Here is a 23,618-nt window from a genome sequence, read left to right on the forward strand (position 1 = left end):
TCGCTTCATCCATCCGGCCTAGCCTCGACACCCATGCGCATCCTGCTAGTCGAAGACGACATCTCCCTCGGCGACACCATCCAGTCCTGGCTGCGCCTGGACGGCCATGCCGTCGATTGGGTCGAGCGCGGCGACTCCGCCGACACCGCCCTGAAGACCCACCATTACGACTGCGTGCTGCTCGACCGCGGCCTGCCCGGCCTCTCCGGCGACGCGCTGCTGGCCCGCCTGCGCGCGGCCGGCAACGCCGTGCCCGTAATCCTGATTACCGCCTTCAATGCCCTGGCCGACCGTGTCGAAGGCCTGGACCTGGGCGCCGACGACTACCTGGTCAAACCCTTCGAACTGGAAGAGATGTCGGCGCGCATCCGGGCCGCCGCCCGGCGCGGCGCCAGCCAGGCCAGCAACGCCTTGACCCATGGCGCCATCGCGCTCGACCCCGACAGCAAGGGAGCCACCCTGGCCGGCCAGCCGGTGGCCCTCACTGCGCGCGAGTACCACGTGCTGCACGCGCTCCTGCTGCGCAAGAACGGCATCGTCACCCGCGCCCAGATCGAGGAAAGCCTGTACGGCTGGGGCGAGGAAGTCGAGAGCAATGCCATCGAGGTCTACATCCACAACCTGCGCAAGAAGCTGGGGAGCGACAGCATCGTCACCGTGCGCGGGCTCGGCTACCGGCTGAAGCACGATGACAACTGACGCCCCGGCAACGAAGCCGCCTTCGCTGCGGCGCCGCCTGGTGCTGGCCATCGTCTCGGCCAGCGTGGCGCTGTGGCTGGCCAGCCTGGGCATCGTCACCGTGATCGCCTGGCACGAAACGAATGAGGTCTTCGACGACGCGCTGGAGGAAGCCGGCTACATGATCCTGTCGGCCACCACCGACTGGCACGCACGCGGCCTGCCGGCGCGCCCGCCGACACGCGAGGTGCGCAAAGTGGACATGCAGTATCAGATCGTGCAGCAGGGCCGGGTCATCCAGCGCACCGAAGGCGCACCGCGGCAAGCCTTTGTGGCGGGCTTCGACGACGACGAGGGTTTTGCCGACCCGAAGGTCGATGGCCGCCGCTGGCGCGTGTTCGTGGTGCGCGACGAAGCGGGGCGCTTCGAGGTGCAGGTGGGCCAGCGCCACGACAAGCGTTTCGACATCCTGGAAGAGCTGGCCGAATCGCTGTGGCTGCCGGTGGCCGGCATCCTGCTGCTGCTGGCGCTGGTGTGCTGGCTGCTGATCGGCCGCGTGCTGAAGCCCCTGCGACGCACCGCGAACGAGATCGCCGCCAAGAGTCCAAGCGACCTGGCCCAGGTGGCGCTGGAAGGCCAGCCGCGCGAGCTGCTGCCCATCGTAGGTGCGCTGAACGGCGTGCTGGCGCGGCTGGATGCGGCGCTTCAGGCCGAGCGCCGCTTCACTGCCGACGCCGCGCACGAACTGCGCACGCCGCTGGCCGGACTGCACATGCACGTGCAACTGCTCGGGCGCCAGCACCCGGAAATGGCGGCGCCTTTCGGCAAGCTGCGTCAGGACATCGCCCGGCTGACGGCGCTGGTCGACAGTTTATTGACGCTGGCGCGGCTCGATCCGCTGGCGCGCGAGCAGCTGCTGCGCCAGCAGGTGCTGCTGGCGCCCTTGCTGGAAGGCGTGCTGGCCCTGCACGCGCCGGAAGCCGCGCGGCGCGGCATCACGCTGGCCTTGCGCTGCGAACTCGAGACCGTGCAGGCCGATCCGCGCATGCTGGAGATCATGCTGCGCAATTTGGTCGAGAACGCGCTGCGCTACTGTCCGGATGGCAGCCGGGTCGAGGTATCGGTTATCCGGCATGAAGGGCGCGAGCGCATCGCCGTGCGCGACAACGGCCCCGGCGTGGACGACGCCAGCCGCGCGCGCCTGGGCGAGCGTTTCTTCCGGGTGCTGGGGCAGGGGCAGGGCGGCAGCGGACTCGGGTTGTCGATCGTGCGCAGGATCGCCGAGCTGCATGGCATCGCGCTCGGCTTCGGCGTGGGGCTGGACGGACGCGGCTTGGGTGTGACGCTCGACCTGCCGGCAGCTTGAGATCGGCGCCTTAAGGTCCGATTAATGTCCGCATCGTGTAATGCGTCTGTGCCTGCCGCGAACGGCAGCGTGAACATCAACCAACGGAGGACCGACCATGAAACGCCTGATTCAACTTTCCTGCATCACCGCCCTGATCGCCGGCTCGGCCGTCGCCATCGCCCAGCCGGGCAACTACACCGGCCCGTCGAGCAAGCCGGCCGCATCGGGCTACACCGGGCCGTCCAGCGCGCCGATGATGACGGCGAAGCAGCTGCTCGACAACGGCAAGGACGACCAGTACGTGCGCCTGCAGGGCAAGCTCACCAGCCACAAGGGCGGCGAGGATTACGAGTTCACCGACGCCAGCGGCAAGATCACGGTGGAGATCGATGCCAAGTATTTTCCGCAGGGCGTGAATGTCGACCAGAACACGGTGGTGGAACTGACCGGGGAGTTCGACAAGGAGACGTTTGGCGAATCGACGCTGGATGTGAAGCAGGTGAAGGTGGTGGGGAAGTGAAGTGAGCGCAGCGCCAACATGGTTTCCATGTTGGCGTGGACGTACGGTGGGCACTCCGTGCCCACGCGGATACGTGCGCATCCTTTCTGCGTTGGCGGCGGAATGTCGCTCGCGGTCTATCCGGCGGCCGTGAACGGGCTTCGCTCGATGTTAGCGAGCGTTACCTCGCGGTCAACACAAAACTCCCACGCACGTAGCCGCGTGGGCACTTCGTCCGTGAGGCCCCCGGCCTCACGGACCCCACCGTACGGTTGCTGTTCCGGGCGAGACGTGCCGGACACTGATCATCGGTCGCAGTAGCAATCTCAAAAAAAACGCCAGCCCGCAGGCTGGCGTTCGCACATCAAGAACGCAACTCAACGCGGCGTGCACTGCGGCAGCGACGCCCGCACCGCCAGCAGATTGCTGCTGTCGCCTTCCGACGGCGTGTTGTCCGTGAACTTGCAGCCGTACTGCGGATCGGCCACCACCGACGGCGTCAGCACGTCGTCGCCTTCCGGCTTCACGCCCTGCTGTTCCCACTTGATCATCGCGTCGAAGGCCGAGGCCTGCTCGGCGATGGTGAAGTCGCAGTGGGCGATGCCGCGGATCGCGCGCTGGACCAGCAGGTTCGAGGTGCCGAGGGCATCGGCGCGGCGTTTATAGATCTGCTCCATCTTGAACGGCACGTACAAGTCGCCCAGGGTGTGGATGGTCACGACCGGCACCTTGATCTGGGCGTTCGTCTTCGGAATCCAGCGCAGGCCGTCGCGGCGCAGGCGGTTGGCGTCGACCACAGCCGGCACGCGGAAGATGCTCGAGTTGTAGGCCACCTCTGCCGCGCTCAGGGCCGGGTCGGCGTCGAGCTGGAAGGTGATGTCTTTGGTCGTGACCACGTCCTCGTTCAGGATGCCCTGCATCTTGCCGTCACGCCCGAAGGTGCCCCAGACGGTCGCCTGGTAGGAGCCCGAATACGCGTAGTCGAACAGCGGACGCGGGCCGCCGCTGAGATTCGCGACGATCTGCTTCAGGCGCATGCCCTGGGCGGTTGGCACGGCCTGCGCGGTCGGCGTGCTGCCGCCCGGGAAGCTCGAGAACAGCTTCGCCTGCACCTGCGGTCCGACCGTCGCCCAGTTCGATGGCGGCCAGTCGGTGGCCGGCATGCCGGCTTCGACCATGGCGGCGGTCTGGTAGGCGGCGAAGTAGTCGTACAGTTCGGTGTCGCCGAGCACGCCGCACATCGGCACGGCGCCGGCGTAGCGGATCTTGTTGTTGGCGGTGGCGATGTTTTCCTCGTCCACGGCCGCTGCCGTCACGTGACCGCCCATCGACACGCCGATGATGTAGGTCTTGGTCGGCGCGTTCAGGGTGCGGCCGTTTTTCGTCGCGATGTCCTTGAAGGCCAGGGCCAGGGCATTCGTGTCCTCGACACCGGCGCGCACGTCGTAGTAATTGGTGCTGTAGCTCGACGCGGCCCAGGCATAGCCTTGGCTGATCAGGTGGCGCCGCAGCGCCGGCGGCGAGACCGACAGGTTGGAGCCGGTGCCGGCATAGCCGTGCGCATACATGACCAGCATGCCGTTCCAGTTCTTCGGCACTTCGATCTGGTAGCCGGCCTTGTTCAGCGTGCCCCACCAGCGGTCGGTTTCCGGCGCATTCGCCAAGGCATTGAAGGGCAGGTTGGCTTCGACCACGGCAAAGGTGCGGCTATCCTGCGGGCGCGCCGGCTCGGGTTGCACCGCGACCGGCGGCGGCGTGGTCTGGGTCGGCGGTGGAACGGGATCGGTGCTGCCGCTGCCGCAGGCGGACAGGGTCAGGGCCGCCACCAGGGTCGTCACGACCGGCGTCATGACGCGGCGCGGCTTGGAAATGCTGGGCTGCTGGTTCATCGGATTGCCTCCATAATTGTAGTTTTGCACAGCGAAACTTGGTCTCACTGTGTGGTTTATTGTAGGTCGAAAATTGATCCCGAGATAGCAACATTCAACGGTGTGTGGCGCTTCGGCGACCGGCCGGGAATATGCGGCTGGCATGTCAATACGGGTGTCAATACGCTTGTCAATACAGCGCACGATTTGTCGCTTTGGCAAGAATTTCGATGTCGGCAGTAGAATGACGTGTCGATATTGCAGAGGAGCCGCTCATGCCCGCATCCCCCACCATCCTGTCCCTGATCATCATGGCCACCGTTCCCGCCGCCAAGGCGGAGGCGCCGGCCCGCAATCAGGTGCAGGCCGTGAAGATCGGCACGGCCTCGCCCTTGTCGGGACCGGGTGCGCACCAGGGCAAGGACATCGAGAACGGCGCGCGCATGGCCATCGACGACCTGAACGCGAAGGGCATCGTCATCGGCGGCAAGAAGGTCAAATGGGTGCTGCAGCCCGAGGACGACGCCAGCGATCCGAAGACCGGCGCCGCTGTCGCCCAGAAGCTGGTCGACGCGCATGTGGCCGGGGTGGTCGGCCACCTGAATTCGGGCACCACGGTGCCGGCCTCGAAGATCTACCACGACGCCGGCATCCCGCAGATTTCTCCGGCGACCACCACGCCGCAGTACACCAACCAGCGGTTCAACACGGCCTTCCGCGTCGTGGCCAGCGACCAGCTGGTTGGCAAGACCCTGGCCAATTATTCGGTTACCACCCTGAAGGCGAAAAAGATCGCCGTCATCGACGACCGCACCGCCTTCGGCCAGGGCCTGGCCGACGAATTCAACCGCAGCGTGCGGGCGGGTAAGGCGGCGAAGATCGTCAGCCGCCAGTTCACCAACGACAAGGCCACCGACTTCACTGCCATCCTCACGCAGATCCGCGGCCAGGACCCGGACGTGATTTTCTATGGCGGCATGGACGCCGTGGCCGGACCCATGCTCAAGCAGATGAAGGCGCTCGGCCTGCGCGCCAAGCTGGTGTCCGGCGACGGCATCTGTTCGGAAAAGCTGCCGCAACTGGCTGGCGACGCGCTCGGCGACGACAGGGTGATCTGCGTGGTGGCCGGCGGCGTCACTGGCGCCGAGGAAGCGCGGTACAACGCCTTTGTCGAGCGCTACCGCCAGCGCTACAAGATGCCGCTGCAGACCTATGCGCCGTATGCCTACGATTCGGTGATGGTGCTGGCGGCAGCGATGCAGCAGGCCGGCTCGGCGCAGCCCGCGACATACCTGCCGGCGCTGGCCAGGGTCCAGTACCAGGGCATCACCGGCAACATCGCCTTCGATCCCAAGGGCGACCTGAAGAACGCGGCGCTCACCATGTACACCTACCGCCAGGGGAAGAAGGTCAAGCTGCAGGTGCTCAGGTAACGCTCATGTAGCGATCCCGGTCACGGGAGATGCGCCATAATGGCGTCTCCACCTGCCCGCTGCCATCCATGCATTTCACCTACGACGACGTCAAGCGCCAGTTCGACAGCGGCACCTTCCGCCGCGGCGAAGGCTATGCGCTGGAGGGCAGGGTGCTGGCTGCGCGCGACGCCGGCGAGCGCATCGAGGGCGAGGTCGGCGGCAGCGGGGGTACGATCTACCGCCAGACGGTCCGCTTCAGGGAAGACCCCCGCGGCTTCCGGTTCGAGGGCAGCTGCAGCTGCCCGATTGCGTATAACTGCAAGCACGTCGTGGCCGTCCTGCTGGCCAGCCTGGAGCAGCAGGAACAGGGGCCTGCGCTGCCGATGGCCGCTGAATACTGGCTGCAGCAAATGGCGTCCCTGCAGGCCGCACCGGCGCCTGCCGCAGCCAGGCCAGGCCCGACGTCCCGGCTCGGCTATGTGATGGTGCCCGACCCGCAGGGCGGTGAGCCCTGTCTCAACCTGTGCAAGCTGCGCCTGCGCCCGGACGGCAGCATCGGCGGCACCACGCTGCACAACGATCCCTACGGCCTGGTGATGGCGCCGCCCGCGCATGTGGCGCCCGACGACGAAGACATGGTGCGCCTGATCATCGGCCAGAGCCTTGGCAACATGCGCGCCGGCGGCTTCAAGCCCGAGGGACGCCTGGGCGCGCGCGTGCTCGAGCAACTGTGCGAAGACGGCAAGCTGTTCTGGGCCGATACGCTGGCCGGACTGCGCGCCGGCCGCTTGTACGGCATCCGGCCAGGCCCGCAGAGGGACGTGACGCTAGGCTGGCATCCGGATACGCCCGGCAGCGAAGCGCTGGCGCTGGCGTGGCGCTTCGACGACGGCGCAGGCCCCGGCGCCATCCTGCCCACCGAACCGCTGCTCTACCTGGACGATGGCATCCTGGGCCGGCTGACGCTGCCGAAGGCGCTGGCGGCGCTGCCGGCCGGCCCTTTGCTGGACCTCGTTGCGCGTACGCCGACTTTGCATGCCGACGAACGCGCGGGCATGGCGCTGCGCCTGGCCGAGCTCGGCCTCGACCACACCCTGCCGCTGCCGCAGGAACTGGCGCTCAAGCAGCGTCGCGACATTGCGCCCGTGCCCTGCCTGCTGTTGAACAGCGAACCGGAAACCCGGCGCCGCGAACGGATCTGGCACGACTATGCGCAGCTCTCCTTCGAATACGACGGCTTGAGTACGATGGACGAGGAGGGGCCGGTATTCCGGCGCGTGGTCGATGGCGGCGTCGAACTGATCGAGCGCGACCCGGAGGCCGAGGCGGCGGCCGGCGCCAGGCTCGCCGGACTGGGCTTCGCGCCCCCGCGCCCTGGCTCGCCGCTCGACGATATCGAGCAGTCCCTGTGCCTGCCGACCGAACAAGCGTGGCTGCACTTTGCCCGTCACGACTTGCCGCGCCTGCGTGCCGCCGGCTGGCAGATCGAATTCGACGGCAACTACCGTTACGACATCGCCGACGTGCAGGACTGGTACGCCGACCTGAACGAAGAAGGCGAGGGCAATCCCTGGTTCGCGCTGGAACTCGGCATCGTGGTCGATGGCCGCCGCCATGCCCTGCTGCCGCTGCTGCTGGAAATGATCCGCACGGCGCCGGCCGATTTCACCCCGGCCGCGCTGGAGGCGCACAAGGACGCCGCCGAGATCGTCCTCGACCTGGGCGGCGACACACGCGTGGCCCTGCCGTGGCAGCGCATCAAGCCGATCCTGTCCACGCTGGGCGAACTGTATTTTGCCGAACGCATCGACGCCGCCCTGCGCCTGCCCTTCACCGACGCCGCGCGTCTGGCCGAGCTGGAAGCGGCGGCGCAGATGCGCTGGCTGGGCGGCGAGCGCCTGCTGGAACTGGGCCGCAAGCTGCACGATTTCGCCGGCATCGCGCCGGTGCCGGCGCCGCAAGGCTTGCAGGCGCAATTGCGCGAGTACCAGCAGGCCGGCCTGGCGTGGATGCAGTTCCTGCGCGAATACGGCTTCGGCGGCATCCTGGCCGACGACATGGGCCTTGGCAAGACGATCCAGACCCTGGCCCACATCCTGGCCGAGAAAGAGGCCGGCCGCCTGGATGCGCCGGCGCTGGTGGTGGCGCCGACCAGCCTGATGGGCAACTGGCAGGCCGAGGCGGCCCGCTTCGCGCCCGGCCTGCGCGTGTTGCTCCTGCACGGCAAGGACCGCGCCGCCCAGTTCGCGCATATCGCCGAGGCCGACCTGGTGCTGACCACCTACCCTCTGCTGGGACGCGACGAGGCGGCGCTGCGCGCGCACAAGTACCACCTGCTGATCCTCGATGAGTCGCAGTACATCAAGAACCACCGCTCACGGGCGGCGCAAGCGGCCTGCCTGCTGGACGCCCGCCACCGCCTCTGCCTGACCGGCACGCCGCTGCAGAACCACCTGGGCGAACTCTGGTCGCAGTTCCACTTCCTGATGCCGGGTTTGCTGGGCGACGACAAGAGCTTCAGGGCGCGCTTTCGCAAGCCGATCGAGCAGGGCGGCGACGTGCGGCGCCAGGAGCTGCTGATGCGGCGCGTGAAGCCCTTCATGCTGCGGCGGACCAAGGACAAGGTGGCGACCGAACTGCCGCCCAAGACGGAAGTGGTGGTGCAGGTTGACTTCGGCGCCGCCCAGGGCGATTTGTACGAAACCGTGCGCGTGGCGATGGACCGCAAGGTGCGCGAGGAGATCGGCCGCAAGGGCCTGGCGCGCAGCCAGATCGTGATCCTCGACGCCCTGCTCAAGCTGCGCCAGGTGTGCTGCGACCCGCGCCTGCTGCGCCAGAACAGCGCGGCAGGATCGGCCAAGCTCGATACCCTGATGGACCTGCTCGACACCCTGCTGGCCGAAGGGCGCAAGGTGCTGGTGTTTTCGCAGTTCACCAGCATGCTGGCGCTGATCGAAGCCGAATTGCAGCCGCGCTCCGTCGATTACGCCCTGCTCACCGGCGACACGGTCGACCGCGCCACGCCGGTCGCCGCTTTCCAGGGCGGACAGGTGAGCGTGTTCCTGATCAGCCTGAAAGCGGGCGGCGTCGGCCTGAACCTGACGGCGGCCGACACCGTCATCCACTACGACCCGTGGTGGAACCCGGCCAGCGAAAACCAGGCCACCGACCGCGCCTGGCGCATCGGCCAGACGCAGCCGGTGTTCGTCTACAAGCTGATCGCGCGCGGCACGCTGGAAGAAAAAATCCAGACACTGCAGCGGCGCAAGGGCGAGCTAGCCGCCGCCGTGCTCGATGCCGAGGGCGGCCTGGCGCCGGGGCTCGGTGCGGAAGATTTGCAGGCGATCTTCGCGCAGCCCGCCGACTGAGCTTGCCCACTGAGCTTGCCAGCGCGGCCCTCAGTTCCTGACCTGCCTGTTCTTCGTCTCCAAAAAGTCGGTGACCAGCTTGACCGTGGCGTCCGGATTTTCTTCCATCAGCCAGTGGCCGGCATGCGGGACCACGGCGCCGGTGACGTTCGTGGCGGCGTTGCGCATCACCTCGGCCATGGTGGCGCCAAAGGATTGCTCGCCGCCGATGGCCAGCACCGGCATGGTCAGCTTGCGCTGGCCGAGCGCGGCGTTGTCGCGCACGTCCTCGGCGCCGATGGCCGTGAACTGAGCAAAGGCCGCGCGCATCGCGCCGGGCTGGGCATACAGTTGGGCGTAATAGGCGCGTGTCGCCTCGTCGATCTTGCTGCGGTCGCCGGCGAAGTCGTTCCAGAAGCGGTCGAGGTAGATGCGTTCGCGCCCGGCCACCAGGCGCTCGGCATCCAGTCCGCCGAAGTTGAAATGCCAGAGCTTGGGGTTGAGTACGAGCTGGTTCCAGGGCGGAATGCCGGGCACCGGCGCATCCATCACCACCAGTTTATTCACCTTGTCCGGGTAACTGGCCGCATACGCATAGGCGACCGTGGTGCCGATGTCGTGCCCGACCACGTTGGCACGGTCGATCTTGAAGGCGGTGAGTACGGCGCGGATATCCTGGGCCTGCGCCTTCTTGGCGTAGCCGGAAGGCGCGCGCGACGAACGGCCCATGCCGCGCAGGTCGGGCACGATGACGGTGTGGTTTTTTGCCAGGCGCTCGGCCAGCGGTCCCCACATGTCGCCGGTGTCGCCGAAGCCGTGGATCAGCACCACCGCCGGCCCGCTGCCGCCGGCGCGGACGAAGATGGTCGCGCCGTCGGGCATGTCGACGCTGCGGGTGGCGAAGCCGGGGACGGGCGCCGGGGCGGCGGCTTGTGTGAACGGCGAGAGGAAGAGGGCGGCCAGCAGGCAGCCCTGCAGCAGGAGTCGGAGTGTCATGGTGCGCCTCGCGGTTGGAAATCGGTTGACTGTGAAGTCTTGGAGTAGTCCTGAACACAAGTGTTCCCACGACAGCTTAGACTTACCGCATGACGAAGCTCAGCGGAACGACACCTCGCTCCTGAAACGCCACGCATAGGTCTGGCTCACCTTCAGCTGTTGCGGATGCTCGCGCAGCTCGACCGTGATGTTGCCGAGTTCGTCGCGGCGGGCGCGCGCGATGGCGCGCACGGCGACCAGGGTGCCGCGGTGGATCTGCCAAAATGCGTCCGGGTCGAGCCCGGCTTGCAATTCCTTCAGCGGCTTGCGGATCAGGCCCTCGTCGGTTGCACTGACCACGCGCGTATACCGGGCATCGGATTCGAAGAACAGCACTTCTTCGATCGGGAAGATCTTGATCGTGCTGCCGGCGGTGGCGCTGATCCAGCGGATGCGTTCCTCGCGCGCGCTTGCGCGCAGGCGGCGGTCGAGCTCCATCATGGCCTGGAGCAGGCCGGCGCTGTCGGCTTGGCCGCTGTTGCCGCTTCCAATACCCCGCTCGCGCAGGCGCGCCACCGCTTGCGCCAGGCGTTCCTGGGTGACCGGCTTGAGCAGGTAATCGATGGCGCCGAGATCAAAGGCTTCCAGCGCATGGCTGTCGTAGGCGGTGGTGAAAACCACGCGGCAGGCGCCGCCGCTGGCGCCGGCCACTTCCAGGCCGCTCAGGCCGGGCATGCGGATGTCGAGAAAGGCGATATCCGGGCGCAGGCGTGCGATCGCATCGAGCGCCTCGCTGCCGTCCTCGCACAGGGCGACGATCTCGAGCTCGGGCCAGGCCAGGGCCAGCATGCGCCGCAGGTCGCTGCGCTGCAGGTCTTCGTCGTCGGCGATGATCGCGGTCGGCATCCTCAAGCTCCCTGGTCCGGCATGGCGCGCAGCGGCAGCACGAGGCTGGCCACCACGCCGCCTTCGTCTCCCGCGCGCAGCGACAGGGCGGCCGCGCCGTCGTACAGGTGTGTCAGGCGTTCGCGGATATTCGACAGGCCGATGCCGCTGCCGCTGGTGGCCTTGCCGAAGCCGACGCCGTCGTCGGCAACCGCGAGCTCCAGCACCTCGGCATCGCCGGCCTGGCGGCGCGCCGCAGCGATGCGGATACGGGCCGGGCCTTTCTTGAGTTCGATGCCGTGCTTGACGGCGTTCTCGACCAGCGAGATCAGCATCAGCGGCGGAATGGCGGCCTTGCGCAGCTCGGGCGGACAGTCGACCTCGAACGCGAGGCGCCGCAGGCGCGCCCGGATGATGCCGAGGTAGGCCTGGGCCGCATCGAGCTGCGAGCCGAGCGACACGAAGGTCTGGGCGCGGTCGGCGCGCAGCTGCGGAATCGTGGCGCGCAGGTAGTCGACCAGGTGGTCGATCATGGCCACGCCGCGTGCCGGGTCGCTCAGCATGGCGGCGCGCACGCCCGACAGGGTATTGAACAGGAAGTGCGGCTCGACCTGGCTGGCCAGGATGGAGAGCTGCATCTCGACTTCGTTGCGCTCGTCCTTGTAGCGCGCCACCTGGCCCAGCAGTTCGTTCTCGCGCAGCAGGCGGCGCTGGCGGAACCAGGCCAGCAGGTCGGCGCCGCCGCCCAGCCAGGCCAGCACCAGGGTCCAGAAGACCAGGTTCACGATCTGGTTCTCGCGGGTCTGTTCGCGCAGCCGTTCGATCTGCTGGGGCGTCGCGTTCGGGATGGCGGCGGGCGTCGGGTTGATCCGGGTGTAGGGTGTGATCGGCAGCGTGCACAGCGCGCCGAACAGCAGCGCGCAGACGACGCCGGCCGCTTCGCGCTGCGCCGGCCATCCCTGGCGGCACACCAGCACCGCCAGTGCCCGGCCCAGGAACAGGGCCAGCACCACCACCAGCCAGGCCGCCAGCAGGGCACCGCGCACCAGCGCCGCCTGGGATCCTGGAATAAAGGCGCCGATGAGCACCAGGACCCCGGTCAGCAGTCCGAGCGGCACCAGGAAGGAGCGCACGCGGTAGCCGAACCAGGTCTTGCCGAAGATCGGGTACTGGCGCGCGATGCTGCCCCAGCCGGCGATCCTGGTGGCCAGGCTGTGCGGGAGAGGCTGGTCGTGGAGGGTGGTCGTTTCCATCAAGATATTTTACGCCGACGCGTTCACTCCACGGTGCTCTTGATCCAGCCGGCGATGGTGTCCAGCGCCGCCGGCGCGAAGCTTTCCTCGATCTGGCCATATTCCTCGATGCCGCCGGTCTTCGCCGTCTGGAACAGGTGGTTCAGGCGCGGCATTTCCTTGACCACGGCGCGCGGGTTGCCGGCCAGCGCGGCGCGGATCGGCGGCAAGTCGAGGCCGGCCGGCACTTGCAGGTCGCGCTCGCCGTTCAGCACCAGGATCGGCTGGCGCACCGCCCGCAACACTGGCGCCGGTTCGTAGGCGAGCAGTTCGCGGAACCAGGGCGTACCGAAGCGTTCGAGGGCAGAGGCGCCCAGGCCGGCCGGCAAGTCGCCCTTGCGCTCGGCTTCCGCCAGGATCAGGCCAGCTTTGTTGCGCGCCGCTTCCAGGGTCGGTTCCTCGACCATGGCGGCAAACAAGGCCCGATTCATGGTGCGGTCCTTCTCGATGGCCGCTTCCGGCACGCCGCGCGCACGGGCCAGCAGCGCATGCTGCTCGACCAGAAGGCGGTCGCCGCGCACACCCGGCCCGGCCAGCATCACCACGAAGGCAATGCCGGGGTCGCGCGAGGCCAGCAGCGGCGCGACCAGGCCGCCTTCCGAGTGGCCGATCACGCCGATGCGTTGACTGTCGACCTCGGCGCGGCCGCGCAGGAAGCGCAGCGCCGCTTCGGCGTCGGCCGCCAGGTCGCGTGTGGTGGCTTCCTTCAGCTTGCCGCTCGACTTGCCGACGCCGCGCTTGTCGTAGCGCAGCACGGCGATGCCCTGGCGGCTCAGGTGGTCGGCCAGCACCAGCAGGGTCTTGTGGCCGAAGACGCTGCCGTCGCGGTCGATGGAACCGGAGCCGTGCACCAGTACCACGGCGGGGAAGGGGCCCTTGCCCTGCGGGACGGTGAAGGTGCCGGCCAGCTTCACGCCGGCGGCGGCGTTGTCGAAGGCGACCTCGGTGCTGGCGTAGCTGGCGGGACGGGCGGCGATCGCGTCTTCCTGCGGGCGCTTCGGCCTGGCCGCTTCCTCGGTGGTGCGCTTCAGGTTCAGCGGGGCGGTGCGGCCCTGGGTCCAGGTGCCGGTCCAGGCTTGCTGCCGTTCGTTCCAGGTGGCGGCGTAGCTGGCGCGCAGCTTGTTCAGCGCGAAACCGATCCGGTCCGGCGCGACGCTCACATCGTCGACTTTGGTGACCAGGTTCTGCGCGGGCACCGACATGGTCGCTTCCCACTTGCCCTCGGGGGTCTTCTCGAACTTGACGGTGACGTGCAGGGAATTGGCGATGCTGCCGGTCCAGATGCCCTGGGCGTCTTCGGCGTGTGCGGTCATGGAAATGACTGCTGCCATGCTGGCGAGGAGTTTTTTCATGGGAGGTCGGTCGCGTGGTTGGATGAACGCGACTGTAGCCGCATGTGTCGCCGTCCCTGGGCGCGATGCGGCGAAGCGCGGGTTTCGTGTCACGAAATCCCGCGCCGGAGAGATGAAGCGTCAGACTGGCTGCGTGACAGGTCCGGAAAAATCGTGGCTGCCGGCGGCGTCAAGCGAAGGTGACGCCAGGCGCCGGCTTGCGCCGCCCAAGGCGCCCAGGATCAGGTCCACGGTCTGCGCCGGCTGGTCCCAGTGCGGGAAGTGGCCGCAGCGCTCGAACCAGTGCAGTTGCGCATCCGGGAAGGCGGCCAGCGCACGCCGCGCCTGGCGCGGAAAGCAGACCCGGTCGCGGCGTCCCCAGCCGATGACCAGCGGGTGCGCGATGCTGCCGCGCGGCGCGCCTTGCTGCTCTTCGCCATAGGCGAGCTGGGCCAGCAATTCGTCAAAGGCCGGCGATGCCACGTAGCTGCACAGCTCATCGCTGACGATGTCGGGCGCCAGTGTGGTCGGGCGCGCCGAAAACTGCGCCAGCAGCAGGGCACGCGTGACCGGATTCGCGGACAGGGCGGGCAGCGCCGGACGCAGCAGGCGCAGCAGCCGGATCGACAGCCAGATCGAGCTGAAGAAGACATGCCGCTCCCAACCCTGCCAGAAGCCGCCGGGATTGAGCGACACCACGCCGCCGACGACGCTGCCGCGCCGCGCCAGCTCGAGTACCAGGCGCGCCCCCATCGAGCTGCCGACGGCGTCGATGCCCTGCAAACCGTGGGCGTGGACGAAGCCCGTCACTGCATCGGCCAGCGTGCGGATCGAGGTTTCGCCTTGCAGGCGCGGGGTTTTGCCGAAGCCGGGCAAATCGACCGCGATGACTTCGCGGGTCGCGGCCAGGTCGTCCAGGATCGGGTTCCAGCTTTGACCATGGCCGCCCAGGCCATGGATCAGCAGCAGCGGTTTGCCGCTGCCGCAACGGATATGGTGCATCGTCGAACTCCTTTCCAGCCGGTCGGGATAGGGCTGACCGTGCCTGCCAGCGTAGCCGAGCTGGGGCGTGCGCCGCGTTCGTTAGGAGTGAGCAATAGTTCAGCTTGCTTGCACGGCAGCCGGCTTCGCCGCGCGGCGGCAGCGCTCCGAACAATACTTGACCTGCTCCCAGTCGCGCTCCCACTTCTTGCGCCAGCTAAAAGGCAGGCCGCAGTGCGCGCACAGCTTGGAAGGCAAATCGGATTTCTTGCGCATCTTCATGAGCCGATTGTACGGACTTGCCCGGTCATCGTGCCGCCACGCACGCCAGCCCTGTTCCGTTAGATGCCTTTCCGACAAGAATATTTGTCCAAAGTTATAATGAAACCATCGGCGTCACCGTCCCACCTGAAAGAATTCCATGCGTTTGAGATCGGTACAGTTAGCGATGCGCTTCATCGTTCCCCTGGCAGTCGTGCTGGCCTTGTTCGGCTACTTCGCGATTCCGTGGATGGAAAGCTTCACCGTACGTTGGTTCGTACGCGACCTGGACACGCGTTCGCAATTCGTGTCGAGCACGCTGCAGCAGCCCCTGCTGACGTATCTCGAAGAAAAGTCGCCACGGCGCATCAACGAGATGTTCAACCGCGCCATCCAGGACGAGCGCCTGTATGCGCTCGGTTTCTGCGACACCGACGGCAAGCTGCTGTACAAGACGAATACCTACCCGCTGTCCCTGGGCTGCTGGCAAAACCAGGACAGCGAAGGCAAGACCAATCCGGTGGTGCGCCTGCCCCAGGGGCCGGTGCACGTGTCGTCGAAAGAACTGGTGCAGGACGGCGTGGGCGTCGGCCGCCTGGTGCTGGTGCACGACATGAGCTTCATCGAGCGCCGCAGCGAAGACACCAAGAAATACATTACCGGCCTGTTCGCCGCGCTGGCCTGCATTATTTCGCTGATCACCGTGCTGGTCGCCCAGCTGAGCTGGCGCGGCTGGGTGAATGGCGTGCGCGCCATGCTGCGCGGCGAACTGCTGCCGCAATCGACGCATGCCACGCCGCCCGAAATGGCGCCGCTGGCCAGCGACCTGCGCGCCTTGCTCTACGAGTACAACCGCGACCAGCCCGGCGCCGCCGGCAACAACCAGGCCTGGGATGCCGATACGCTCAAGTCGCTGCTGCGGCGCGAGCTGGCCGGCGACGAGATCCTGGTGGTGTCGAACCGCGAACCCTACATCCACGTGGCCACGCCCGAGGGCGTGCAGGTGCAGCGCCCGGCCAGCGGCCTGGTGACCGCCGTGGAAGCGGTGATGCGCGCCTGCTCCGGCACCTGGATCGCGCACGGCGCCGGCTCGGCCGACCGCGCCACCGTCGACCGCAACGACCACGTACCGGTGCCGCCGGAGAACCCCAGCTATACGCTGCGCCGCGTCTGGCTGTCGAAGGAAGAAGAGCAGGGCTATTACTATGGCTTCGCCAACGAGGGCCTGTGGCCGCTGTGCCATATCGCCCACGTGCGTCCGGTGTTCCGCTCCTCGGACTGGGAAGAGTACGTGAAGGTGAACCAGCGTTTCGCCGACGCCGTGATCCGCGAGGCGCGTTCCGACAACCCGGTGGTGCTGATCCAGGATTACCACTTCGCGCTGCTGCCGCGCATGGTGCGCGCGGTCTTGCCGAAGGCGACCATCATCACCTTCTGGCACATCCCCTGGCCGAACCCGGAATCCTTCGGCATCTGCCCGTGGCGCGAGGAGATCCTCGACGGCATGCTGGGCAGCACCATCCTCGGCTTCCACACGCCTTTCCATCGCAAGAACTTCCTCGATACCGTCGACCGCTACCTGGAAACCCGTATCGAGACCGAGGCCTCGACCGTCAGCTACGGCAACCAGCTGACCCAGGTCGAGCACTATCCGATCTCGATCGCCTGGCCGGAGCCGGTGCCGGGCGAACCCGACGCCGCCGCCAGCCATGCCCAGGTTCGCCATGCGCTGGGCCTGCCCGCGGACCACCTGCTCGGTATCGGCGTCGACCGCCTCGATTACACCAAGGGCATCGTCGAGCGCTTCCAGGCGGTCGAGCGCATGCTCGAACTACACCCGCACATGGTCGGCCGCTTTACTTTCGTGCAGATCGCGGCGCCCACCCGTTCCTCGCTCGACGAGTACCAGAACTTCGAGGCGCGCGTGCGCGGCCTGGCCCAGCGCATCAACCAGCGCTTCTCGCGCGACAGCTACGTGCCGATCATCCTGAAGGCCGAGCACCACGGCCAGGATCAACTGCGCCCTTACTTCCGCGCCGCCCAGGTATGCAGCGTCACCAGCCTGCACGACGGCATGAACCTGGTGGCCAAGGAATTCATCGCCGCCCGCGACGACGAGCAGGGCGTGCTGGTCCTGAGCCAGTTCACCGGCGCCGCGCGCGAACTGCACGAAGCGCTGATCGTCAATCCCTACCACATCGAGCAGGGCGCCGAGGCCTTGTACCGGGCGCTGACCATGCCGGCCGACGAACAGGGCGAGCGCATGCGCAGCATGCGGCGCCGGGTGCGCGACTTCAACGTCTACCGTTGGGCCGGACGGATGCTGATGGACGCGGCGCGCCTGCGCCAGCGCGAGCGCGTGATGTCGCGCATCGGCTCGCTCAGCCAGGACAAGTTCAAGAGGCAGGCGCCATGAGTACCGATACCGCCGCCCACGACCTGCTGGCCGCGCCCGATTGCGCGCTCTTCCTCGATTTCGACGGCACCCTGGTCGACATCGCCGCCCGTCCCGACCAGGTGGTCGTGCTGCCGGAGATGCTGGCGGCGCTGGCCGCCCTGCAGACCCGCCTGGAGGGCAGGGTGGCCGTGGTGTCGGGACGGCCGGTGGCCGAACTCGACGCCCTGCTGGCGCCCTTGCGCCTGCCCGCCGCCGGCGTGCACGGCATGGAAAGACGCGGCGCCGACGGCGTGCTGCGGCGCCTTCCGCCGCCCGATTTCGACGCCGTGCGCAAGGCGGCCCAGGCCCTGGCCGCGCGTCATTCCGGCCTCTGGGTCGAGGAAAAATACGGCGCGCTGGCCCTGCATTACCGCCAGGCGCCGGAACTGCAGGAAGTCTGCCGTGCGGCGCTGCACGAGGCCATCCGTTACAGTCCTGAACTGCTCCTGATGGAGGGCAAGATGATCATCGAGGTCAAGGCCGCCGGTATCGGCAAGGGCACCGCGATCCGCGATTTCCTGGCCGAGGCGCCGTTCGCCGGCCACCGCGCGGTCTTCGCCGGCGACGACACCACCGACGAGGCGGGCTTCGATTACGTACAGGGCATCGGCGGCGCCGGCATCAAGGTGGGTGCGGGGCCGAGCGTGGCGCAGCACCGCATCGCGTCGGCGCAGGACCTGCGCGCGGCGCTGGCGCGGGCGGCCGCCATGCCCGTCACAGGAAAGGAAGCGACATGAACGATGTATCCAGCAAGCCGGCCGCTCTCGGCTCCGGTTCCGGTGCCAATTCCGGCGTCACGAAAAACTCGCTCGAATGCGGCGTGGTCGGCAATTGCGCCTTCAGCGCCATGATCGACCGCATGGGGAGCGTGGTCTGGTCCTGCCTGCCGCGCTTCGACGGCGACCCCGTGTTCAACGCCTTGCTCGACCCGGGCGAAAACGGCAGCCTGTGGCGCTTCGAGATCGACGGCTATTCCCATGGTGAACAGGCATACGAGCCGAATACGGCCGTGCTGCGCACCCGCCTGTTCGACCGGGCCGGCAACGGCATCGAGATCACCGACTTCGCGCCGCGCTTCCTGAGCCGCGACCGCATGTTCCGGCCGCTGATGCTGGTGCGCCGCGTGCGCCCGATCGGCAGCGGCGTGCGCATGCGCGTGCTGCTGCGCCCGCGCTTCGAATACGGCATCAAGACGCCGCAGATCACCCAGGGCAGCCACCACATCCGCTACGTTGGGCCGGCCCAGACCCTGCGCCTGAACACCGATGCTTCGCTCAGCCACGTGCTGGCCGAAACCTTCTTCGTGCTCGACCGCCCGATGAACTTCATGCTCGGCCCCGACGAAACCCTGGCCGAGGGCATCGAGGACACCGCCCACCGCTTCGAGAAGGAAACGATCGGCTACTGGCGCACCTGGTCGCGCCGCCTGGCCTTGCCGCTCGAGTGGCAGGACGTGGTGATCCGCGCCGCGATCACCCTGAAACTGTCGCTGTTCGAGGATACCGGCGCCATCATCGCCGCCATGACCACCAGCATCCCGGAAGCACCGGGGAGCGGGCGCAACTGGGACTACCGCTTCTGCTGGCTGCGCGACGCCTTCTTCGTGATCCGCGCCCTGAACAGCCTGTCGGAAGTCGGCACCATGGAAGACTATCTGCGCTGGCTGGGCAACGTGGTGGCGCGCGCCAAGGGCGGCCACATCCAGCCGCTGTACGGGATCGGGCTGGAGGAGCAACTGCCGGAGTCGATACTCGAGCACTTGCCCGGCTACCGCAACAACGGGCCTGTGCGTGTGGGCAACCAGGCGCAGGAGCATTTCCAGCACGACGTGTACGGCAACATCGTGCTGGGCGCGGCCCAGGCCTTCTTCGACCACCGCCTGTTCCGGCGCGCCGGGCTGGCCGAGTTCCGTCAGCTCGAAGCCGTGGGCGAGCAGGCCTTCCGCCTGCATGCGGAACCCGACGCCGGCATGTGGGAACTGCGCACCCGCGCGCGCGTGCACACCTCGTCGGTGCTGATGAACTGGGCCGCCTGCGACCGCCTGGCCAAGATTGCCGACAAGCTGGCGCTGCCGGACCGCGCCGCCTACTGGGGCGAACGCGCCGAACTGATCCGCGAGCGCCTGCTGCGCGAAGCCTGGAGCGAGGAACGCCAGGCCTTTGCCGAAAGCCTGGGCGGGCGCGACCTCGATGCCAGCGTGCTGTTGATGGCGGAGATCAACTTCATCGATCCGAAGGACCCGCGCTTCGTCGCCACCGTCGATGCGCTCGAACGTTCGCTGTGCGACGGCCCCTATATGCGCCGCTACGAGGCGCCCGACGACTTCGGCAAGCCGGAAACCGCCTTCAATATCTGCACCTTCTGGCGCATCGATGCCCTGGCGCGCATCGGCCGCGTAGAGGAAGCACGCGAGGTCTTCGAGGCGATGCTGGCGGCGCGCAACCACCTTGGCCTGCTGTCCGAAGACACCCATCCGGTTACCGGCGAGATGTGGGGGAACTTCCCGCAGACCTACTCGATGGTGGGCTTGATCAATTGCGCGATGCGCTTGTCGGCGCCGTGGAATAGCGTGGTGTGAGCCGCGCCGGCGCTTCGGCTTATTTGCTTGCAGCCAGCTGCTCGGCCGCGACGCGCTGCAAGGCGCCGGCAGTCTCGGCTTCGATGCCGAGTTCGCGTGCGATCGGTTCCTCGGCGCCGAGCGTGCGCGGATCGCGTCCGGTCACGTGGCCGAAGATGGTCAATGCTTCCAGGTAGTAGCCATGCGCACTGCCGTGGTAGGCATCCGGCGCCCACAAATTCACCTGGTTTTCACTGATGCCGTCGTAGGGATTGGCATCGGCCAGGCCGCCCGCGATGGCGCGGTTCCAGGCTTCTCCGACCGGGATCACGCCGCCAGCCAGCTTGTTCGCGGCTGCTGCGGTGTCATAACCCTGGCGCACATCCAGCGCCATGCGCTCGATCGGCTTGCCGTACCAGGCGCCACCCGGCTTCCAGGTCTGGTCGGCGCGCGACCAGGTAGCAACCAGGCGGATGTCGACCGTCGGGTTCTGCGTGCGCAAAGCCTGTGCGAGCAAACCGGTGTACTTGACGAGGGTGGCCGGGTTGCCGGGCCGGGCCGAATCGAGCGTGCTGTAGCTCTGCAGCAGGACCAGGTCGTAAGGCTTGGCGATGACGGACAGCTTCTTGTCGTAATGGGCGTCGAGGCCGGCGCCGGGGATGGTTTCCAGGCTGACGTCGTAGTGCAGGCCGGCCTGCACGGTCATCGCCTTGAACAGGGCCGGCACGCCGCCGATCCCTTCGCCGTTCAGGTCGGTCACGGTACCGGGCCGGTAGAACTTGACCAGCGGCGCGGCGCCGGCCGGGTCGCCGTAGATGAAGCTGTTGCCGACAAAGAGGATCCTTGAAGGCGGCGACGGCACCGAATCGGGTTTCGGGGAACTTGCACAACCCAGTGCCAGCATGGCGAACAAGGCGGCGCCGCACGGACGCAGGACGGACAGGAGGCGCATGGCTTGACACGATGTGGCGGCTGTTCGGAGCAACCCAGCCTGGCCGAATGGTTGATATGGCGAGTCTGCATTTGCTGCTGGAATGCGTCAAGGAAATACTGAACGTGCCGGTTTCCATTCTCTAAAACACTTGCTCTCTACAAAACACCTAGGCGCAGCGCAAACACTGGCGAAATAGCCCGGCTGCGCTTCACTCTGCGCGTCAATTGCAGCGCATAGTCGAGCCCCGCTGCCCGGCATCGCCGTGATGCCGGGGCGGCCATTCACCTTACATGGGAGACAGGGATGCGTTCTGGGCGAGGAGACGGTGTGCCGGTTGGTGGCGCCATATGGAAGCTGGGGAATTTACCGCGCAGGGTAGGGCTGCTGCTTGCAGCAGTCGCATGCGCAGCCGGTGCGGCGCCGGCTTACACGGAGGGAACAGGCCCGCAGGCAAGCTACCGCGTGATCAATCTCGGCCCGGGATCGATCGCCGCCTACCCGAGAATCAACGCTGCCGGCCAGGTGGCCTTTTCGATGGTCAGCGGCGGCCGCGCGGCAGGCTTCTTCTTTGACGGCGCCGACATAAAGGAGATCGGCGCGCCCGGCGGCGGCAATGTCTATGTCGCCGGCCTGAACGACGCAGGGCAGGTTGCCGGCACCGCGCTGAACACGCATGGCCTCGAGAACGCCTTTGTCTGGAGCGCGGGCGGCGGCATGGTCGGCATCCACGGCGCCGGCAATGGCCGCTCGCATGGGCTGGCGATCAGCAAGCGCGGCGTCGTCACCGGCGCCTTCAGCAACGACCCCGATGGCCCGGCGCGTCCCTTCCGCTGGAGCGCCGCCAGCGGCATGGAAGACCTGGGACTGGCGCGCGGTTTGCCCTGGCCATCCACCGGCAGGGTGCTCAACGACGCCGGCCTGATCGCCGGCGTGGCCACCATCGATGACGAGCAGACGCATGCCATCGCCTGGACGCGGGCAGGCGGCACGGTCGCCATCGACACGCTGGGCAGCGTCGAGTCGGAGGTGGTGGCGGTCGGCGCGAATGGCGAAGTGTCGGGCAACCGGCTCGCCTCGTACGAGGATGGCGGCGACCGTCCCTTCCTGTGGACGCGCGCCGCCGGCATGGTGGATCTCGGCACCGGGCGCGGCAGTTCGGCGTGGGTGAACGCGATGTCGCCCGGCCTGCATATCGCCGGTGGCATCGGCTATCCGGATGGCCGCCAGCGCGCCATGTCGTGGACACGCCACGGCGGCATGCGCGAACTGGGCACGCTGGGCGGCAGGACCTCGGTTGCGCGCGGCGTGAATGGCAAGGGGCAGGTCGTTGGGTTTGCCGAAAACGGGGCCGGCGCCATGCGCGCCTTCGTCTGGCGCGCCGGCAGCGGGATGCTCGACCTGAATGGCGCAATGCGCAACGCGCCGCCCGGGCTGGTGCTGGAACATGCGATGGCGGTCAACGACAGCGGCGCCATCGTGGCCAGCTCGAATGCGGGACTGGTGCTGCTCAGGCCGGACGGTGGATATGGCGGCGGGCCGGTGCGCGGCCACCTGCTCGGCCCGGTCATGGCGGCGGCGTCGGTCAGGCCGGGCGAGCAGCTGCAGGCGAAGATCGGCTTTGTCGACGACGACCATACCGGCACGCGCAGCATCAGCTGGTCCTGGGGCGACGGCAGCGGGCAGGCCGGCAAGCTGCGCGAAGCCGGTGGCGCTGGAACGGCCAGTGCCAGCCATGCCTACGCCTCGCCGGGGAGTTTTGAGATCATCGTCAGGGTGGTCGACCGCGACGGCCGCGGCACGACCGTCAGCCACCGGGTCGATGTCACCGACAGCGCGGACAACAAGCCGGGCGGGGAAAGCGCGTCGCGCCTTGCCCTGCCTGGTCTGGGCCGAACACGCTGACCTGGGCGAGTACTGCTAGAATTTTGCGGTAGCCATCCGTTACCCATTTTTCCAGGAGTACGCAAATCCTCGCTTCCTTTATCAAAGCCGCGATCGGCAGGCCCAGGCTGACGATCGCCCTTGTCCTCTCCGTGCTGGCCGCCTTGGCCGGCACGATGACCTACACCGGCTACCTTGTCATTGGCGAGTTGGCCCATCATCTCGGTACGGGCCGCGTGATGGCGGGCCTGCTGCTGGGCGTCTTGTTCGCCAGGTTCCCGTCGATCAGCAAAGGCAGGCTGCGCCTGGTCGGCCTGTTGCCGCAACCCGTGCGCCGGCCCCTCATGGTGAGCCTGCTCGCACTCTGCCTGTTGAGCTTCCTGTCGCGCGGCGAGCATGTACCCGCACTGTTTATCGGTTTGACGATGGCTTTCCTGCTTGCCTACCCGTGGCTGAGGAAAACCGTCTTCGATCGCCTGCGATCGTCGTTTTCCAGGTTCACCCCGGGCCGGCACGCGCGTCAAAGCGCCAACGACGACACGGTGATCGAAGGTGAATTCAGGGAAAGGAAAGAGTAGGGCGATTGCTCGCCTCTGGTGTGCCGGGGACCCGGTCACCGGACTCATCATGCAGCACGAGGACGCCGGAAACAACAACGCCACCCGAAGGTGGCGTTTGCTTGATTCTTGGTGGCCCGGGGCGGAATCGAACCACCGACACAAGGATTTTCAAAACGACTCTCGCAGACAGGAAGTTCAATCTACGCCGCAGCATCAAGGAGGTCCCGGCGCCACCGGCCCGTCAGAATTTCATTCCTATAGAATGTTGATCGCTGGTACGCGGTACGTTGGGTCTGCATTTGTCAGGCGTCCAAGCATGCATGGCACGCCCTGTATTCCTGCCACGTCTCTGCCATTTCCACCTGAAAA

General features: G+C 67.3%; 18 protein-coding genes. 10 read left to right on the top strand and 8 right to left on the bottom strand.

The window, feature by feature from the left end:
- The first annotated feature begins 33 nt into the window (after positions 1-33).
- The 3 genes from QPK31_RS16375 to QPK31_RS16385 all read left to right on the top strand — a co-directional run bounded on the left by QPK31_RS16375 (position 34) and on the right by QPK31_RS16385 (position 2,546).
- Complete coding sequence (locus QPK31_RS16375; protein ID WP_290423979.1) at positions 34-699, top strand: response regulator transcription factor; 666 nt, start codon at positions 34-36, stop codon at positions 697-699.
- The gene (locus QPK31_RS16380; protein WP_290423980.1) at positions 689-2,044 is read left to right on the top strand and encodes an ATP-binding protein; all 1,356 of its coding nucleotides are present in this window, start codon (positions 689-691) and stop codon (positions 2,042-2,044) included. Before QPK31_RS16375 ends, QPK31_RS16380 begins: the two co-directional genes overlap by 11 nt.
- Positions 2,045-2,141: 97 nt before the next feature.
- On the top strand, positions 2,142-2,546 hold the full coding sequence (locus tag QPK31_RS16385; RefSeq protein WP_290423981.1) for a YgiW/YdeI family stress tolerance OB fold protein: 405 nt from the start codon (positions 2,142-2,144) through the stop codon (positions 2,544-2,546).
- Positions 2,547-2,902: 356 nt separating this feature from the next.
- On the opposite strand, the gene QPK31_RS16390 is transcribed toward QPK31_RS16385, so the two are convergent.
- Positions 2,903-4,414 (bottom strand): alpha/beta hydrolase, encoded by a 1,512-nt coding sequence (locus QPK31_RS16390; RefSeq protein WP_290423982.1) that lies wholly within the window; start codon positions 4,412-4,414, stop codon positions 2,903-2,905.
- Between the two features lie 254 nt (positions 4,415-4,668).
- Between QPK31_RS16390 and QPK31_RS16395 the strand changes: the two genes are divergently transcribed.
- Both QPK31_RS16395 and QPK31_RS16400 read left to right on the top strand, forming a co-directional pair.
- On the top strand, positions 4,669-5,826 hold the full coding sequence (locus QPK31_RS16395) for a branched-chain amino acid ABC transporter substrate-binding protein (protein ID WP_374045818.1): 1,158 nt from the start codon (positions 4,669-4,671) through the stop codon (positions 5,824-5,826).
- A 68-nt stretch (positions 5,827-5,894) separates the two neighbouring features.
- Complete coding sequence (locus QPK31_RS16400; RefSeq protein ID WP_290423983.1) at positions 5,895-9,176, top strand: DEAD/DEAH box helicase; 3,282 nt, start codon at positions 5,895-5,897, stop codon at positions 9,174-9,176.
- A 30-nt stretch (positions 9,177-9,206) separates the two neighbouring features.
- On the opposite strand, the gene QPK31_RS16405 is transcribed toward QPK31_RS16400, so the two are convergent.
- From QPK31_RS16405 to QPK31_RS16430, 6 genes are all read right to left on the bottom strand, one after another.
- Positions 9,207-10,151, bottom strand: coding sequence for an alpha/beta fold hydrolase (locus tag QPK31_RS16405; protein WP_290423984.1), 945 nt, complete (start codon positions 10,149-10,151; stop codon positions 9,207-9,209).
- Positions 10,152-10,250: 99 nt separating this feature from the next.
- Positions 10,251-11,036 carry a LytTR family DNA-binding domain-containing protein gene (locus QPK31_RS16410; RefSeq protein WP_290423985.1) on the bottom strand — a complete coding sequence of 262 codons (786 nt, stop codon included), beginning with the start codon at positions 11,034-11,036 and terminating at the stop codon, positions 10,251-10,253.
- Between the two features lie 2 nt (positions 11,037-11,038).
- Positions 11,039-12,268: a sensor histidine kinase gene (locus tag QPK31_RS16415; protein WP_290423986.1), complete on the bottom strand. Its 1,230-nt coding sequence runs from the start codon at positions 12,266-12,268 to the stop codon at positions 11,039-11,041.
- A 23-nt stretch (positions 12,269-12,291) separates the two neighbouring features.
- Positions 12,292-13,659 (bottom strand): S9 family peptidase, encoded by a 1,368-nt coding sequence (locus QPK31_RS16420; protein WP_290423987.1) that lies wholly within the window; start codon positions 13,657-13,659, stop codon positions 12,292-12,294.
- A 120-nt stretch (positions 13,660-13,779) separates the two neighbouring features.
- The gene (locus tag QPK31_RS16425; protein WP_290423988.1) at positions 13,780-14,640 is read right to left on the bottom strand and encodes an alpha/beta fold hydrolase; all 861 of its coding nucleotides are present in this window, start codon (positions 14,638-14,640) and stop codon (positions 13,780-13,782) included.
- A gap of 99 nt (positions 14,641-14,739) precedes the next feature.
- Positions 14,740-14,901: a DUF2256 domain-containing protein gene (locus tag QPK31_RS16430; RefSeq protein ID WP_290423989.1), complete on the bottom strand. Its 162-nt coding sequence runs from the start codon at positions 14,899-14,901 to the stop codon at positions 14,740-14,742.
- 139 nt (positions 14,902-15,040) lie between these two features.
- Here QPK31_RS16430 and QPK31_RS16435 point away from each other — a divergent pair, with 139 nt between their 5' ends.
- From QPK31_RS16435 to QPK31_RS16445, 3 genes are read left to right on the top strand one after another with little or no spacing between them, the layout of a single operon-like run.
- Complete coding sequence (locus tag QPK31_RS16435) at positions 15,041-17,296, top strand: trehalose-6-phosphate synthase (RefSeq protein ID WP_290423990.1); 2,256 nt, start codon at positions 15,041-15,043, stop codon at positions 17,294-17,296.
- Positions 17,293-18,054: a trehalose-phosphatase gene (otsB, locus tag QPK31_RS16440; RefSeq protein WP_290423991.1), complete on the top strand. Its 762-nt coding sequence runs from the start codon at positions 17,293-17,295 to the stop codon at positions 18,052-18,054. Before QPK31_RS16435 ends, otsB begins: the two co-directional genes overlap by 4 nt.
- Complete coding sequence (locus QPK31_RS16445; protein WP_290423992.1) at positions 18,051-19,895, top strand: glycoside hydrolase family 15 protein; 1,845 nt, start codon at positions 18,051-18,053, stop codon at positions 19,893-19,895. Before otsB ends, QPK31_RS16445 begins: the two co-directional genes overlap by 4 nt.
- Before the next feature lie 19 nt (positions 19,896-19,914).
- Here QPK31_RS16445 and QPK31_RS16450 read toward each other — a convergent pair whose 3' ends face one another.
- On the bottom strand, positions 19,915-20,826 hold the full coding sequence (locus QPK31_RS16450) for a PEP-CTERM sorting domain-containing protein (protein WP_290423993.1): 912 nt from the start codon (positions 20,824-20,826) through the stop codon (positions 19,915-19,917).
- A gap of 444 nt (positions 20,827-21,270) precedes the next feature.
- Between QPK31_RS16450 and QPK31_RS26260 the strand changes: the two genes are divergently transcribed.
- Positions 21,271-22,710 (top strand): PKD domain-containing protein, encoded by a 1,440-nt coding sequence (locus tag QPK31_RS26260; protein WP_290423994.1) that lies wholly within the window; start codon positions 21,271-21,273, stop codon positions 22,708-22,710.
- Positions 22,711-22,841: 131 nt separating this feature from the next.
- Positions 22,842-23,267, top strand: coding sequence for a hypothetical protein (locus tag QPK31_RS16460; RefSeq protein ID WP_290423995.1), 426 nt, complete (start codon positions 22,842-22,844; stop codon positions 23,265-23,267).
- The last annotated feature ends 351 nt before the right edge of the window (positions 23,268-23,618 follow it).

Origin of the sequence: Massilia sp. YIM B02769 (assembly GCF_030411995.1) — a bacterium.
In the GTDB taxonomy this organism is placed as follows: domain Bacteria; phylum Pseudomonadota; class Gammaproteobacteria; order Burkholderiales; family Burkholderiaceae_D; genus Telluria.